Origin of the sequence: Brevundimonas staleyi, assembly GCF_041893865.1 — a bacterium.
In the GTDB taxonomy this organism is placed as follows: Bacteria; Pseudomonadota; Alphaproteobacteria; order Caulobacterales; family Caulobacteraceae; genus Brevundimonas; species Brevundimonas staleyi.
Genome location: NZ_CP169082.1, coordinates 1,691,456 through 1,705,531, shown reverse-complemented (window position 1 = coordinate 1,705,531; position 14,076 = coordinate 1,691,456). Strand labels below are relative to the sequence as shown.

Below are 14,076 nucleotides of genomic sequence, written 5' to 3'. Positions count from 1 at the left end.
CAGATGATCGCGGTCGCTGCGTTGGCGGGCCGCTGAATCGTTTCTCTCACCGGGTGAATCCCGGTTCGACGAGGCTCATATGGTGCAAGTGCGAACAAGGGTCAAGGCCTTTTGTGCAATGCAACATGTGATCGTTGATCACACTCCATGGAACGCGCTCACGGCCACGGGACGGCCGATTTCCCCTGTCGGTTTCCGCCCGTTCAAATCCGCGTTGATGTCTGCTTAACCAGAGCGAAACCAGCGGACCCCATGCTAGAGTCCAACTGCGTCGCGCCGGGGGGGCCGTCGTCGCGTCACGGGATTGAGAGGCTTGGCTTGTCGATGATGCGGAACGAATCCAGCCCCAAACGCTCCCTGTTCAAACGGGTCGTCGCCGGCCTTTGCGCCCTCACCGTCCTGGTCGGACTGACCGGTCTCGGCCTCACCCGCGTCCAGGCCCAGTCGGGCGAGAACAGCCGCTACGCCGCCATCGTCGTGGACGCCGGCACGGGCGAGGTCCTGTTCGCCCGGCACGCCGACAGCCGCCGCTATCCGGCCTCCGTCACCAAGATGATGACCCTCTATCTGGTGTTCGAGGCGCTGGAGAAGGGCAGGGCCGATCTGAACGACGTCCTGACCATCTCGCCCCTGGCTGCCTCCCAGCCGCCGTCCAAGCTGGGCCTCGCCGCCGGTCAGACGATTCGTCTGGACGACGCCATGCGCGCCACGACCGTCCGCTCGGCGAACGACATGGCCATGGCGCTCGCCGAACACATCGGCGGCTCCCAGGCCCGCTTCGCCTCCATGGCGACGCTCAAGGCCGAGGAGTTGGGCATGACCCAGACCCGCTACGTCAACCCGAACGGCTTGCCCGACAGCCGCCAGCTGACCTCGGCCCGCGACCTGGCCATCCTGTCGCGCGCCATCATGCGCGATTATCCTCAGTATTACAGCTACTTCGGCCTGCACGACTGGAACTATCAGGGTCGCGACTACCGCAACACCAACGGCCTGCTGCTCGGCGGCAACGGCTATGACGGCATCAAGACCGGCTTCACCAACGCCTCGGGCTACAACCTGGCCGCCTCGGCCGTCCGCAACGGCAAGCGCGTCATCACCATCGTTCTGGGCGGCCGGTCCAGCGCCACCCGCAACGCCCACGTCGCCGCCCTGATGGACACCGGCTTCGAGGTCGAGAACCGTCGCGCCGCCGGCGAACGCATCCAGTTGGCCCAGTCCTTCTTCGAGGCGCGCGGCTTCGGCATCGGCGGCCCCGACACCGGCGGCCCGGTCGCCTACGCGGCCCTGAACGGCGCCCCCACGACCGAACGCGAAGAGGGCGAAGGCTCCTCCACCGTGGCCTGGACCGCCCTGCCCGCCCCGACGAACGCCACGACCACCACCATGGCCTCGGCCTCCCCGCCCACCCCGGTCGGCTACGGTCCCGCCGCCCCGATGCGTCCCGCCGCCGCGCCCGCCCAGCCCCCGGTCCGCCGCGCCGAGGCTGCCCCGCCCCGCACCGGCAACCTGACCGCCGACCTGAACGGCGGCGTCGCCCCGCCCGCCGGCACGACCTCCAGCCTCAATCGCGGCGCCGTCGCCAATCCGCCGCGCCCGGCCACGCCCCCGGCCCGCGCCGCCACGCCGCCCGCCGGCCGCTGGTCGGTCCAGGTCGGCGCCTTCCGCGACCAGGCCGTGGCCCGCGACTGGCTGACCGAGGTCAACCGCCGCTTCCGATCCAGCTTCGCCAGCGCCGAGCGCAACGTCGTCACCGTCTCCGGCTGGCATCGTTCGCGCTTCACCGGCATGACCGAAGCCGCCGCCCGCGCCGCCTGCGAAGCCCTGGACGAACGCCGCGTCACCTGCATGGTCGTCCGCCCGGGCGGCTAAATACCCTCTCCCCTTGCGGGAGAGGGAGACGGCGCACGAGAGCGAAGCGATCGTCCTTGCGCCGTCGGGTGAGGGGTGAAACTCACTCCAGCCGAGTTAGCACCGGATGCGTCTCGCTGCGTCCTCGTACCCCTCATCCGTCAGCCTTCGGCTGCCACCTTCTCCCGCAAGGGGAGAAGGGAAGACGCGAAATTGGCAAAGGATCGTCCGAATCTCCCAACGATTCCAACGCCCCGAACTTTTAAGACCCCTCCGAACTGGCGCCCTTCAAAACGCGCGTACACTTCTTCCCATCCCGTCGTTGGGGAAGGCGTCCTGGGCCCAGGCCCCGGACGTGCGGCGGGACCGATCGTTGCGGGATTGTCCGGGGGGATTGAAACCCCGGAGCCCGGCGGGCCTATCGCCTCAGGGGCCAAAGGACTCGGGACATCTGGTCGGTCTCCGCCAAGGCGGGGATGCGGGCCCCTCCCGTGCTTCCGCAAACCCGCCTCCAGGGCGACGCTCGCGCACCCGGTCGGGGACGGAGCCTCGGCGCGAGCCGAAAAACATTTCATCGGTCCCCGTAACGCGAAAGCAGGGGGCCAAATCGGTTCCGGGCGACCGCCCAGGCTCCGTCGACTTCCCCATACCCGTTCGCAGCGGAAGGACGATGAAACACGCCAGCCTTCTCCCTCCCCCTCGGGGGAGGGTGGTCGGAGCCGAAGGTGGAGACCGGGTGGGAGCGGCCAAGCGAGGCCCCACGGACCCCAATCCCCACCGCCCGTCGCCACGTCGCCCTGCCGCCCCCACCCCGTCGCTGCGCGACGCCCCTCCCCCGAGGGGGAGGGAGAACAGCCTGCCTCACCTGTCGCATCCCCCTCCCCCTTGCCCGCCCCCCACGGCTCCCGTTAATCCAGTTCCATCGACCGGCGTCCGACCGGCCCCAGACCCGGCGACACATCCCGCATGAGCCACGCCCGCCACGACAATCTCGAAGCGGCTCTGGCGCGGGTCTTCGAGGACCGGAACACCAAGGCCAGCTGGTTCGCCTTGACCGGCGGCGAGCTCCTGTTCTCGGCCGGGGACGAGCCCGACAGCCTCTATCTGGTCCGATCCGGTCGCCTCGGCGTCTTCCGCCAGGACGACGACCAGCCGCCTCAGTTCCTGGGCGTCATCAAGCCCGGCGAGCCCGTCGGCGAGATGGCCCTGATCGCCGGCACGCCCCATTCGGCCAGCGTCGTGGCCCTGCGCGATTCCGAGATCCTGGCCCTGCCGCGCGAGGTCTTCTTCGAGGCCGTCCGCACCCAGCCCGACGTCATGATCGAGCTGTCGCGCCTGATGCTGCACCGGGCCCGCGAGCGGTCGCCCGGCGTCACCGAACCCAGCGTCTTCGGCTTCATCTCCGTGCGCGGTCGCCCGATCCGCCCCTTCGTGGACCGCGTCGCCGCCGCCGTGGAGGCGCAAGGCAAGACCTGCCAGGTCATCGACCATTCCGCCCTGTCCTCGGTCTCGGAGTGGTTCTCCCGCATGGAGGACACCCACGACTTCGTCCTCTATGTCGCCGAGTTGGACGAGCCGTCCTGGGCCAATCTCTGCGCCCGCCAGGTGGATCGCCTCTTCCTGGTCGGGGACGCCCTGACCGTCCCGCCGTCCAACATCCCCATACGCACCGCCCACGGCCTGCAGCAGTTCACCGACCTGATCCTGTTGCGCGATCCGCGCCTGCCCCGGCCGGTCAACACCGCCGTCTGGCTGAACGCCATCAACCCCGGCCGCTGGTTCCACGCCATCGAGAGCGACAAGGCCGACGCCGCCCGCATCGCCCGCATCGTCACTGGCACGGCCATCGGCCTGGTCCTGTCGGGCGGCGGGGCCCGCGCCTACGCCCATATCGGGGCCGTCCGCGCCCTGCATGAGGCGGGGGTCAAGTTCGACTTCCTGGGCGGTTCCTCCATGGGCGCCGTGGTCGCGGCCGGCCCGGCCCTGGGCTGGACCGACGACGAACTGGACGCCCGGATCCGCACCGCCTTCGTGCGTTCGGATCCCCTGTCCGACATCGCCGTGCCCCTGGTCGCCATGACCCGCGCCGCCAAGGTCGCGGGCCTGCTTCAGGACGCCTATGGCGATATCGACATCGCCGACATGCCCCTGCCCTTCTTCTGCTGCTCGTCGAACCTGACGAGCGGCCGGATCGAGGTGCATCGCCGGGGCCTGCTGCGTCGGGCCATGCGGGCCTCCATCTCCATTCCCGGCGTGATGCCGCCGGTCGTCATCGACGGCCAGGTGCTGGTGGATGGGGCAGTCATCAAGAACTTCCCCACCGACGTGATGCGTCAACTGAACTCCGGCCCCATCGTCGGGGTGGACATGTCCCAGACGCGGGGCGTGGATCCGACCGCCCTGTCCAATCCGCCGTCCTGGTGGCGCTGGATCGTCTCCGGGGCCTGGAAGAAGGGGCCGCCGATCGTCTCGGTCCTGATGCGCTCGGCCACCATCACAACGGACGCCGACATGGAGGCCTCCCGCGCCGAGGCGGACCTGTTGATCCTGCCGGAGCCCGAGGGCTCCGACATCCGCGACTGGAAGGTCTACGAGCCCGTGGTCGCCGCTGGCCACGCCGCGGCCGTGGCCGCTCTGTCGGAACTGGACGGGCCCATCGAGACCCTGCGGCAACGCCCCGACGCCACGGCCTCCCCGCTCGACATCGAAGAGCCCAAGGGCGACGCCGCCTGATCGCCGTCGGACGGCCTCACGGCCTTCGAACCCGCCGACGGGACGCCGCCGCGACGGTCGTCGCGGTGTCTGCGGTCTGTGGATCTAGGGAGGCGTGGAAGGAATGGTACAGCCTCTCAGGTTTGAACTGAGGACCTCCGGCTCCACAAACCGGCGCTCTAACCAGCTGAGCTAAGGCTGCACATTGCAAGGCCCCGAGGGGCTGCGAGAGGCGGGTATCTACCGGCTGAGCCGCGGTCGATCAAGCCCAATCCGCCGCTCTCGAATGAAAAGCATCGGCGCCCCGAAAGGCCCGGGCGCCGCAACGAAAAACGCCCCGAGGTTTCCCTCGGGGCGCATTCCTTGGTCCGTGTCCGGGCCGCATCTTAGTCTGGCAGGTTGAACCTGACGGTGAAGCGAACCGTACCCCCGGTGGCCACGCCGTCGACCGAGCGGGGCGACAGGCGAGCCGAACGGGCGGCTGCGAGGGCGGCGCGACCGAAGCCGGCGCCCGAGGGCGTTTCCGAGACGACCGAGCATGCGGACACGCTGCCGTTCGGGTTGACGGTGCAGCTCAGATCGGCGCTGCCGGACAGACCACGCTCGAGAGCGCGATCCGGATAGGTCGGGCGGGGCTGCGAGGCCCAGCTCGGGTTCGTGATCACCGGCGGACGCGCCGGAGCCGGCGGCGCCGGAGGCGGCGGAGGTCCGGGGACGATGACGGGCGGACCCGTATATTCGACCCGGTCTTCCTTCTTCGTCGGCTCGATCGGAAGCGTGATCGGCGGCGGAGGCGCCTGGGTGTTGATGACCGGCGGACGGACCTGCAGCTTGGGCGGCGGCGGGGTGTCCGGCGGAGGCGGAGGCGGCGGAGGCGGCGGAGGCGGCGGGATCGGTTCGACGATCTCGACCTCGACCGCGTCGTCCGAATACTCTTGGAGCTTGATCTCGAACTTGGTCTTCTGGAGGTAGAAGATCATGACCGCGAACAGAACGGTGACCGTTCCGAGAGCGATCAGCCAGATGCCGGGCGAGACCCCCATGAAGCCCTTCTTGCGAGGGGCGTCATAGCGACTGCGATGATACTCGACGGGTGTGTCTGTCATATCGACCTCCCTACTGCGTCGAGTTGTCTTCGCCGACCAGGGCGACGGAGTAGAAACCGTTGTCCTGCAGGGCGTTCATGACCTGCATGAAGTCGCCATAGCGGGTCTGCTGGTCGCCGCGGATGAAGATACGCTCTTCTTCCGGGTTACGCGTGCGGATCTGCGAACGGAGATCGTCGCCCAGGCTTCCGACCGAGGTGCGGAAGTCGCCGAGGAAGACGTCGCCATCGCTCTGGATGGAGATGAACACCGGCTTGGGCGGGTTCTCCTGGGGCTCGGCCACGGCTGTCGGCAGTTTCACCTCGATCGACACGGTGGCGAGCGGAGCCGCCACCATGAAGATGATGAGGAGAACCAGCATGATATCAACGAAAGGCGTGACGTTGATGTCGCTGTTCTGCTCGACGTTGTACTTACCGCCGCCGCCGCCTGAAAGTTTGGCGGCCATGCGTCTTACGCTCCCTTGTCGAGTTGACGCGAGATGGCGTTGATCAGCTCAGCCGAGAAGCCGTCCGAACGGGTGCCGTACGCCGAGATGCGGGTGTTGAAGTAGTTGTAGAAGATAACGGCCGGGATAGCGGCGAACAGGCCGATACCGGTGGCGAGCAGGGCTTCAGCGATACCCGGAGCAACGACGGCCAGGTTGGTCGTGTTCGACTGGGCGATACCGATGAAGGAGTTCATGATGCCGTAAACGGTGCCGAACAGACCCACGAACGGGCCGGTCGAACCGGTCGAAGCGAGGAACTGCTGACCGCCCGAGAGGCGAGCAGCCAGACCGGCTTGCACGGCGGCGACGGCTTGCTGAGCGCGCAGCAGGGCCGAGTCGGCGTGGTCGCCGTGGATGTTCAGGCCGGCTTGGCGCGACAGTTCGATTTCGTCGGTGGCGGCGGCGGCCATGTCAGCCAGCGGGTTGCCGTCGAACTCGTCCGACGTGGCCACGCGGCGCATGTCGGCGATGGTGCGGGCGCCGCGGAAGGCTTCCAGGAACTGGTCGGTCTTGCGGTTCAGACCGCCGAACTCGAGCAGTTTGATGAGCAGCAGGGTCCAGGAGAAGATCGAGGCCAGCAGCAGGCCGATCATGACGATCTTAACGACGATGCCGGCTTCCATGAACATGGAGATCGGCGTGATGTCGCCGTGGCCCGAACCGCCGACGGCGTCGCCGACCGATTCCGGATCGGCTTCAGTGGTGGCGGCCGGAGCCGGGGTCGCAGCGGCCGGAGCCGGAGCGGCGGCGGCCGGAGCGGCGGCCGCGTCAGGGGCTGCCGGGGCCTGAGCCAGAGCCGGCGAGCCCGCCATCAGGACGGCGGCGCCGGCCAGGGCGAGAAGGGTGTTGGTCTTAATCATGTGTCGCCAGTTCCTGCTTGTTTTGGTCTGACTCGTGGAACCCAAGGATCGAAGCGCGTCAGGAGCGCTCCGCCCCCCTAATGAAAATCGGTTTTTTGTCCCGTCGATCGACCGGAGGGTCTTTCGACGAAACGCCTTCTGTCGCCCTGGGTTGCCCTGAGGCCCCATCGGCGGGTTGGTCGAGGCCTGATGACACGGGTGTCAGACAGGCTTCGGCCGCTCACGCAAAGAAAAGCGGTCAAGCTCCTTTGGCGAACCGATAACAGAGCGTCAAGGCTTCCGAGGTGCTTTTCGCCCCCTAAGCGAGCGCGGCGTCCGAAACGTGCAATGTCTTACCACTGCTGCATTTCAGCGTTAGGTTATTCGTCCTCTTCCATGCGAACAGGGCATCGCAGGCTTACGTTTGGGAATGGTCGGTCGTCGCGGCGAATCCGGCCACCTCGGCATGGCCGATTCCGGGCGGCGATACGCGCCGAGCGCCGCACGCGGTCTTGGCCCGAACAGCCCTGAGGGCGACAATTTCCATTGGAAAAAAGGAAGTGGTGCCTGGAGGCGGGTTCGAACCACCGACACATGGATTTTCAATCCATTGCTCTACCAGCTGAGCTATCCAGGCGCCGCGCGAAAACGCGAGAGGCGGGTCTATAGGCGAGCCGATCCGGGGTGTCCAGCCGGTTCAGTCATCGTTTTCAGGATCATTGTCCGGAAGCGGTTCCTCGGTGTCGGGAAGGACATAGGAACCCACCAGCCAGCGCTGCAAATCCACGTCCGCACAGCGCTTGGAACAGAAGGGCTTGTAGGCCTCGACCTTGGGATTCTTGCGACAGATGGGACAGATTGCCTCGGCGGTCGTCATGGCTCAGCCCTCATCGATCGTGAAACGCCCCGGCTGAACCGCCGGATCCGCCGCCAGATTCGCTCTCGGCCCCAGGCGCGCCACGAGCGGCGCGGCGATCGCGGCCTCCTCCGGCGCGCACCGGGCGACGAAGCGGGCGATGGTCGTGTCGCTCAGCATGGCGTGCCTCAGATACCGGACGAGGTCGATGGCGCGGGTCGTCGGAGCGCGGCGACCGCCGGCGTTCAAGATCTCTTCCACCGGCGTCGTCCGCCACGTCAGGGCCAACTGTAGCAGCCCGAACCGGCTCACCGGCCCGAAGTTGGCGTCATCACCGGCGAAGGCCGACTTGGCCATGGCCGTCACCTGAACAGGATCCAGCGCCGTCCCGACCAGGTCCACGGCCACCAGCCCGCCCCAACCGCAGAGCCGGATCAGCCGCGCGGCCTGTTTCAGCCCCTCCTGATTGGCCCGCGCCCTGCCCTTGCGGGCGTCGCGTCCCTGGAGATGCACATAGTCGATGTCGACAGCGATCAGGGCCCGCGTCCGCTGCACCGCGACGTCCAGCGCCCATTCGGCGAAGAAGTCGCTGGCGGCCAGGGCCTCTTCCTCGGCATCCCAGCTCGCCTGGATGGCCTCCACGCCCGTGATCGGCGCCACGCCCGGCGCGAGGATTCGCAGTCGCTCGGCCACATCGGGGCCCGGAGCGAGCAAACGAGGCTTCCCCTCCCCGGCCCCGATCCGCTTCAGAACCGGCCCCTTGGTCTCGCGGGGTTCGGCCGTGACCTCGGCTTCGATGATGTCTCCGGTGCGGATCGCCTCGCCCTTGCCGAGCGGCAGAAAGCCGGCCTTGTCGCCGCCGATGTCCACGAAGGCCGCCTTGAACGCGCCCTCGGGCTCCAGCACCCGGCCGACCACCCGTGCGCCGAGCCGATTCTGCGGCGGCTCGTCTTCCCGCTGTATGATGAGGCGCTCGAACCGGCCGTCCCGCGACACAATGCCCCGGACCTCTCCGGGCGTGTCGTCCAGGAAGACCTCGGTCCGGCTCATTTGCGCCAGCCGGCGCCCGTCAGAAGATTCAGGGTCTCAGGCAGGGGCAGGCCCATCACCGTCGGATGGCTGCCGACGATCTTGAGCACGAAGGCCGCCGCCGGGCCCTGGATGCCGTATCCGCCCGCCTTGCCCTTCCAGTCGCCGCCGGCGACGTAGTCGGCGATCTCGGCGTCCGACAGGCGTTTGAAGGCGACGCGGGTCTCCACGACCCGATGACGCACCGTTTCGCCCGTCGCCAGGGCCACGCCGGTGTAGACGCGGTGATTCCGGCCGGACAGCAGACGCAGGAACTTCTCCGCCTCGGCCGCGTCGGCGGGCTTCTCGAGAAAGCGCCTGCCCACGGCGACCACGGTGTCGGCGGCCAGGACCACGGCCTCGGGCGACCGTTCGGCCACCGTCTTCGCCTTGGTGATGGCCAGACGCGCGGCGAGACGCGGCGGCGTCTCGTCCTTCAGCGGGGTCTCGTCGATGTCGGCGGGATCGATGCGATCGGGCGTGATCCCGATCAGCGCCAGCAGTTCGATGCGGCGCGGGCTGGCCGAAGCCAGCACCAGTTCAGCGCGATCCCGAAAAGTGGTCACCGGTTTTCGGTCCAGATCGCGCTGCATTAAAGAATCCGACGGCTTGATCGAAGATCAAGCCTAGGGACGGGCCAACGCCCCGTCCTTACTTGAAGCGATAGGTGATGCGACCCTTGGTCAGGTCGTAGGGGGTCATTTCGACCAGGACCTTGTCCCCGGCCAGCACGCGGATGCGGTTCTTGCGCATCTTGCCGGCGGTGTGGGCGATGATCTCGTGATCGTTCTCGAGCGTCACGCGGAACGTGGCGTTCGGCAGCAGTTCGCTGACCGTACCGGGAAACTCGAGCAGTTCTTCCTTAGCCATGCGGCCTCTCGCGCCCATGCGAATACGAATCGAGGCTCGCGCCGGGCGAAAGCGCGAGCCGTAAGAAGTGGGCGCTAATGCACCAGATGACGCTGAAAGTCGAGTTCAGCCGCGTCGATAGAGGGCGCAGACCAGCGTAAACAGCCGCCGCGCCGTCTCGTGGTCGATGGCGACCTTGCCTTCCAGACGCGCCTTCAGCTGTTCGGCGCCTTCATTGTGCAGACCTCGCCGGCCCATATCGACCGCCTCGATCTGGGTCACCGACGACCCGCGCAACGCCTCGTAATAGCTGTCGCAGATCAGCAGATAGTCCTTCAGCACGCTCTTCAGCGGCGTCAGGCTCAGCGCATAGGTGCGGCCGTAGTCCACGCCGGTGATGTCGAAGACCAACCGGTTGTCCTGCAGCGACAGCTTCAGGCCGTAGGGTCCGCCGTCGGACCCTTCGGGTTCGAAGGAATTCTTCTCGATCAGGTCGAAGATGGCGACGCGGCGCTCGTGCTCGATCTCGGCCGTGGCCGACGGCAGGGTCGTCTCGTCCAGTTCGACGGAGGCCAGCCGATGATCGCTCACGCCCCCACCTTCCTGGCGTGATCCTCGTCCAGATGGGTCGGCGCGACCTTGGCCGGCCAGCGTTCCGACAGGTCGGTCACCACCGCGTCCAGGCATTCGACATCGACCCGCAGGTCCCCGCCGCCCGCGAACATCAGGATCGCCTTCCCGCCCGGCGCCTCACCCTCGAAGAAGTGGATGGCCAGAAGCTCCAGATGCGTGTCCGGCAGACGCGGCAGTCCCCGGCTCTTGACCGAGATCACGTCGCCGAACTGCATGGCGGCCCGCACACGCGTCCCGCCGCACTCCCAGCAGAACCGGCTGAGCTGGATGGTCAGCCGCCGCGCCGCCTTTTCCCAAACAATGTCGGCTGGGCGCAGAATGGCGTCCTGAAGCGCGGCCGAGATGATGGCCAGATCCTCGCCGTCCTCGGCCAGCAGGCGCAGGGGCTCGTTGGCCCCGCCGCTCACCGCGCGGATCGCTTCCTGCTCTTCGCGCTCCAGCGCTTCAGTGGTCATCACCCGGTCCTTCGACGGGCGGACCCTTGATCCGCCGGATATCGGCCCCGCACGCGCCGAGCTTCTCTTCCAAACGCTCGAAACCGCGATCCAGATGATAGACCCGGCCGATATTGGTCTCGCCCTCGGCCACCAGGCCCGCGATGACCAGGCTGACGGAGGCGCGAAGGTCCGTCGCCATGACCGGCGCGCCCTTCAGCTTCTCGACGCCCGTGACATGGGCCTCGCCCGCGTGGACCGAGATCTCGGCCCCCAGACGCGCCAGCTCCGGCGCGTGCATGAAGCGGTTCTCGAAGATGTTCTCATGGATGACGCTGGTCCCCTCGGCCGTCGTCATCAGGGTCATGAACTGGGCCTGCAGGTCGGTGGCGAAGCCCGGATAGACCTCGGTCGCCACGTTGACGGCCTTCAGGCGCAGGGCCGGATCACGTTTCACAATCACCCCGTCTTCGGTCGGGATGATGTCGACGCCGGCCTCGATCATCTTGTCGCTCAGAGCGGTGATCAACTCGGCCCGGCTCTTGGTCAGGCGCACCTCGCCGCCCGCCATGGCGGCGGCGCAGGCATAGGAGCCCATCTCGATCCGGTCGGGAATGACCGACCACTCCCCGCCGTTCAGCGACGACACGCCTTCGATGACCAGGGTGTCGGTGTCGATCCCCTCGATCTTCGCGCCCATCATGACCAGGCAGCGCGCCAGGTCGCCGATCTCCGGCTCGCGGGCGGCGCGTTTCAGCACCGTCGTCCCCCTGGCGAGCGTGGCGGCCATCAGGGTGTGCTCGGTCGCGCCGACGGAGACGAACGGAAACTCGATCTCGGCCCCGATCAGCCCCTTGGGCGCCGTGGCGGAGACATAGCCCTCCTCCAGCTCGATCACCGCGCCCAGACGCGTCAGGGCGTCGATATGCAGATCGACCGGCCGCGCCCCGATGGTGCAGCCGCCCGGCAGGGACACCTTGGCGTGCCCGGTGCGGGCCAAGAGCGGCCCCAGCACGTTGAACGAGGCCCGCATCTGGCGAACCAGATCGTAGGGAGCGAAGGTCGATGTGATCTCGCGGGCGTCGAACAGGGTCTGCTGGCCGTCGTGGCCGTCGCTCTCGTCCACCGCGATGCCGAACTGCTGCAGCAGCCGGCCCAGGAATTTCGTGTCCGCCAGACGCGGCATATTGGTCAGCAGCAGCTTCTGATCCGTCAGGATCGCGGCCGCCATCAGCTTGATGGCCGAGTTCTTGGCGCCGCTGACCGGGATCGAGCCGTGAAGCGGGCCGTTGCCGTGAACCGTGATGCTGTCCATGTCGTCCTTGAAGCCGCGAGGATCGACTGTCCCGGCGGACCGGCTATCTAGCGCGGACGACGGGTGTCGCGAAAGGGCTGCCGCCGTTCAAGTTGAGTGTCGCAAGAAATCTCCCTCCCCCTCCGGGGGAGGGTCGTCGCGCAGCGACGGGGTGGGGACGGCAAGGCGACCAAGCGACGATGTTTATGCGGCCCCGCCTTGCCGCCCCACCCGGTCTCCGCTTCGCTCCGACCACCCTCCCCGGTCGGGGAGGGAGAGGATCGGCGTCTCGAATCAATTCTCCGGCCGCGCCCGTTTCGCCGGTCCGGCCTTGCGCCGCCTCAGATTGTCGCGGAGCGCCTTGGCCAGTCGCGCCGTGCGCTCGACCCTTGCGGCCTGAACCTCGTTCAGCACCGGCGGCGCCGTCGTTTCGGGGGTTTCGGACGGCGGAACATCGGTCGGTTCGGTCATCTTTTCACTCAGCCTCGGGAAAAGTTTCGGAGCAAGGAAAAACGGGCTTCCCCCCCGGGGTTTGGTTGGCTATACGGCCGCTTCCTCGGAACGGGCCGCCGTAGCTCAGTGGTAGAGCGCATCCTTGGTAAGGCTGAGGTCGTGGGTTCGATTCCCCCCGGCGGCACCATCCCGAAACGAGTAAGGCCCGGTCGCAAGACCGGGCCTTTTGTTTATCCGGGCTCGGGCTGACGCCCTGTCAGTCCTCGGCGACGCCGCGCGCCCGCAGAGGCCCACGCTGGCTCCGGTCGTTCTCATCCCACCTGAAGCCCAGCGACATCGACCGGCTGTTCCGGCTCGGCGCTCCATAGAAGGAATCGCCGGTGATGAACGGCCGCGCGGCGTATCCGTGGCCGTAGCCATAGCCGTCCAGGCCGTAGCGATAGTCGCCCGGATAGCCGTAGCCCAGCCAGCCGTTCTTGGTCTGGCTGTAGGTCATGTCCAGCCGCCCCGTCTCGCCGATCGGCAGGGAGACGCCCACGGCGACCTGGCTGTAGTCATTGGTGCCGATGGAGCCGCTGACGAAGCCGTGCATCTGACGATCGTCCTGCGGCCCGCGATCCTCGGCGAAGGGAACCGAATCAGCGGTGCGGGCCGAGACCCAGCGATCGATCTGTTCGCGAGTGGTCAGATTGTGCGGCGTGGTCGTGACGACCTGGCTGGCGTCCGGCCGGGCCTCCGTCGTCGGCGCCTCGGCCCCCACGATAACCGCGCCCGCCCCACGCGGAGCCGTCGTCACCACGCCGTCGGGATCATCCGAGACGAGGACAGAAGCGAGCGCGAGGGCGATCAGCATGGGCGATACTCCGGATTGGCGATCATCCTAACCCGGATTGAGGCCGGACCGTGATGCGTTCTTTTCACGCGCCATCCTTTCACTGGAAAGCTCACGCGACCCCGTCGCCGCGCCCCAGAGGATCCGGCAGAGGCCTGCCCTCCTCCACGAACTGCAGGGCCACGGAGTTGATGCAGTAGCGCAGGCCCGTCGGCGGCGGGCCGTCGGGGAAGACATGCCCCTGATGGCTCCCACAGCGCGCACAGGTCGTCTCCACCCGCACCATGCCGTAGGACCGATCCTCGATAGCCGTGACGTGGTCCTCCGAGACCGGCTGGGTGAAACTGGGCCATCCCGTGCCGCTCTCGAACTTGGTCCCGGCCCGGAACAACGGCAGGCCGCATTCCCGGCAGCAGAACACCCCCGCCCGCTTCTCGCCCAGCAGAACGCCGCAGAACGGCGCCTCGGTGCCGTGACTGAGCAGGACCCGCTTCTCCTCCGCGTTCAGATCCGCCTCCAGCGCCACGCGCTGGCTCTCGGACGGCGGCGTCAGATCATATCCGGCGGCGGACAGGTTCGGGCGGGCTTCGGTGATGTCGGTCATGGGAAGGAAAGTGGGGCGGGAACGGCGAAGTTCCAAGGGCTACGAACTGATGACC

General features: G+C 67.6%; 15 protein-coding genes and 3 tRNA genes. 3 read left to right on the top strand and 15 right to left on the bottom strand.

All coding sequences use genetic code 11. The features are described from left to right. The first annotated feature begins 324 nt into the window (after nt 1-324). Entirely contained in the window at nt 325-1,872 is a 1,548-nt protein-coding gene (locus tag ACETK8_RS08450; RefSeq protein ID WP_374039373.1) for a D-alanyl-D-alanine carboxypeptidase family protein, read from the top strand. 945 nt (nt 1,873-2,817) lie between these two features. Next, nucleotides 2,818-4,584 (top strand): patatin-like phospholipase family protein, encoded by a 1,767-nt coding sequence (locus ACETK8_RS08445; protein ID WP_374039058.1) that lies wholly within the window; start codon nt 2,818-2,820, stop codon nt 4,582-4,584. A 104-nt stretch (nt 4,585-4,688) separates the two neighbouring features. Here ACETK8_RS08445 and ACETK8_RS08440 read toward each other — a convergent pair. From ACETK8_RS08440 to ACETK8_RS08380, 13 genes are all read right to left on the bottom strand, one after another. Then, nucleotides 4,689-4,765: transfer RNA gene (locus tag ACETK8_RS08440), tRNA-His, on the bottom strand. Nucleotides 4,766-4,949: 184 nt separating this feature from the next. After that, the gene (locus ACETK8_RS08435) at nt 4,950-5,669 is read right to left on the bottom strand and encodes a TonB family protein (RefSeq protein ID WP_374039057.1); all 720 of its coding nucleotides are present in this window, start codon (nt 5,667-5,669) and stop codon (nt 4,950-4,952) included. 10 nt (nt 5,670-5,679) lie between these two features. Further along, a complete protein-coding gene (locus ACETK8_RS08430) occupies nt 5,680-6,117 on the bottom strand; it encodes a biopolymer transporter ExbD (protein WP_374039056.1) in 438 nt (145 codons plus the stop codon). Nucleotides 6,118-6,122: 5 nt separating this feature from the next. Then, nucleotides 6,123-7,019 carry a tonB-system energizer ExbB gene (exbB, locus tag ACETK8_RS08425; RefSeq protein WP_374039055.1) on the bottom strand — a complete coding sequence of 299 codons (897 nt, stop codon included), beginning with the start codon at nt 7,017-7,019 and terminating at the stop codon, nt 6,123-6,125. A 540-nt stretch (nt 7,020-7,559) separates the two neighbouring features. Continuing rightward, a tRNA-Phe gene (locus tag ACETK8_RS08420) sits at nt 7,560-7,635 on the bottom strand. 60 nt (nt 7,636-7,695) lie between these two features. Next, nucleotides 7,696-7,875 carry a DNA gyrase inhibitor YacG gene (locus ACETK8_RS08415; protein WP_374039054.1) on the bottom strand — a complete coding sequence of 60 codons (180 nt, stop codon included), beginning with the start codon at nt 7,873-7,875 and terminating at the stop codon, nt 7,696-7,698. Nucleotides 7,876-7,878: 3 nt separating this feature from the next. Further along, nucleotides 7,879-8,904 carry an RNA-binding protein gene (locus tag ACETK8_RS08410; RefSeq protein ID WP_374039053.1) on the bottom strand — a complete coding sequence of 342 codons (1,026 nt, stop codon included), beginning with the start codon at nt 8,902-8,904 and terminating at the stop codon, nt 7,879-7,881. Continuing rightward, entirely contained in the window at nt 8,901-9,488 is a 588-nt protein-coding gene (locus tag ACETK8_RS08405; RefSeq protein ID WP_374039052.1) for a Maf family protein, read from the bottom strand. The genes ACETK8_RS08410 and ACETK8_RS08405 overlap by 4 nt, the downstream gene beginning before the upstream one ends. 85 nt (nt 9,489-9,573) lie before the next feature. Further along, a complete protein-coding gene (infA, locus tag ACETK8_RS08400) occupies nt 9,574-9,792 on the bottom strand; it encodes a translation initiation factor IF-1 (protein ID WP_008261544.1) in 219 nt (72 codons plus the stop codon). Nucleotides 9,793-9,897: 105 nt separating this feature from the next. Continuing rightward, the gene (locus ACETK8_RS08395) at nt 9,898-10,362 is read right to left on the bottom strand and encodes a UPF0262 family protein (RefSeq protein ID WP_374039051.1); all 465 of its coding nucleotides are present in this window, start codon (nt 10,360-10,362) and stop codon (nt 9,898-9,900) included. After that, nucleotides 10,359-10,859: a DUF2948 family protein gene (locus ACETK8_RS08390; RefSeq protein ID WP_374039050.1), complete on the bottom strand. Its 501-nt coding sequence runs from the start codon at nt 10,857-10,859 to the stop codon at nt 10,359-10,361. The genes ACETK8_RS08395 and ACETK8_RS08390 overlap by 4 nt, the downstream gene beginning before the upstream one ends. Further along, the gene (gene murA, locus ACETK8_RS08385; RefSeq protein WP_374039049.1) at nt 10,849-12,153 is read right to left on the bottom strand and encodes a UDP-N-acetylglucosamine 1-carboxyvinyltransferase; all 1,305 of its coding nucleotides are present in this window, start codon (nt 12,151-12,153) and stop codon (nt 10,849-10,851) included. Before murA ends, ACETK8_RS08390 begins: the two co-directional genes overlap by 11 nt. 273 nt (nt 12,154-12,426) lie before the next feature. Beyond that, entirely contained in the window at nt 12,427-12,603 is a 177-nt protein-coding gene (locus tag ACETK8_RS08380) for a hypothetical protein (protein WP_374039048.1), read from the bottom strand. A 94-nt stretch (nt 12,604-12,697) separates the two neighbouring features. Between ACETK8_RS08380 and ACETK8_RS08375 the strand changes: the two genes are divergently transcribed. Then, nucleotides 12,698-12,772: transfer RNA gene (locus ACETK8_RS08375), tRNA-Thr, on the top strand. 69 nt (nt 12,773-12,841) lie between these two features. On the opposite strand, the gene ACETK8_RS08370 is transcribed toward ACETK8_RS08375, so the two are convergent. Further along, nucleotides 12,842-13,438 carry a hypothetical protein gene (locus tag ACETK8_RS08370; RefSeq protein WP_374039047.1) on the bottom strand — a complete coding sequence of 199 codons (597 nt, stop codon included), beginning with the start codon at nt 13,436-13,438 and terminating at the stop codon, nt 12,842-12,844. Between the two features lie 91 nt (nt 13,439-13,529). Further along, entirely contained in the window at nt 13,530-14,021 is a 492-nt protein-coding gene (msrB, locus tag ACETK8_RS08365) for a peptide-methionine (R)-S-oxide reductase MsrB (protein WP_374039046.1), read from the bottom strand. Nucleotides 14,022-14,076: the final 55 nt, after the last annotated feature.

Coding starts and splice junctions, on each gene's coding strand:
- ACETK8_RS08370 (WP_374039047.1), bottom strand. CDS start 13,438: ATGCTGATCGCCCTCGCGCTCGCTTCTGTCCTCGTCTCGGATGATCCC.
- exbB (WP_374039055.1), bottom strand. CDS start 7,019: ATGATTAAGACCAACACCCTTCTCGCCCTGGCCGGCGCCGCCGTCCTG.
- murA (WP_374039049.1), bottom strand. CDS start 12,153: ATGGACAGCATCACGGTTCACGGCAACGGCCCGCTTCACGGCTCGATC.
- ACETK8_RS08410 (WP_374039053.1), bottom strand. CDS start 8,904: ATGAGCCGGACCGAGGTCTTCCTGGACGACACGCCCGGAGAGGTCCGG.
- ACETK8_RS08445 (WP_374039058.1), top strand. CDS start 2,818: ATGAGCCACGCCCGCCACGACAATCTCGAAGCGGCTCTGGCGCGGGTC.
- ACETK8_RS08390 (WP_374039050.1), bottom strand. CDS start 10,859: ATGACCACTGAAGCGCTGGAGCGCGAAGAGCAGGAAGCGATCCGCGCG.
- ACETK8_RS08450 (WP_374039373.1), top strand. CDS start 325: ATGATGCGGAACGAATCCAGCCCCAAACGCTCCCTGTTCAAACGGGTC.
- infA (WP_008261544.1), bottom strand. CDS start 9,792: ATGGCTAAGGAAGAACTGCTCGAGTTTCCCGGTACGGTCAGCGAACTG.
- ACETK8_RS08415 (WP_374039054.1), bottom strand. CDS start 7,875: ATGACGACCGCCGAGGCAATCTGTCCCATCTGTCGCAAGAATCCCAAG.
- ACETK8_RS08430 (WP_374039056.1), bottom strand. CDS start 6,117: ATGGCCGCCAAACTTTCAGGCGGCGGCGGCGGTAAGTACAACGTCGAG.
- ACETK8_RS08380 (WP_374039048.1), bottom strand. CDS start 12,603: ATGACCGAACCGACCGATGTTCCGCCGTCCGAAACCCCCGAAACGACG.
- ACETK8_RS08435 (WP_374039057.1), bottom strand. CDS start 5,669: ATGACAGACACACCCGTCGAGTATCATCGCAGTCGCTATGACGCCCCT.
- msrB (WP_374039046.1), bottom strand. CDS start 14,021: ATGACCGACATCACCGAAGCCCGCCCGAACCTGTCCGCCGCCGGATAT.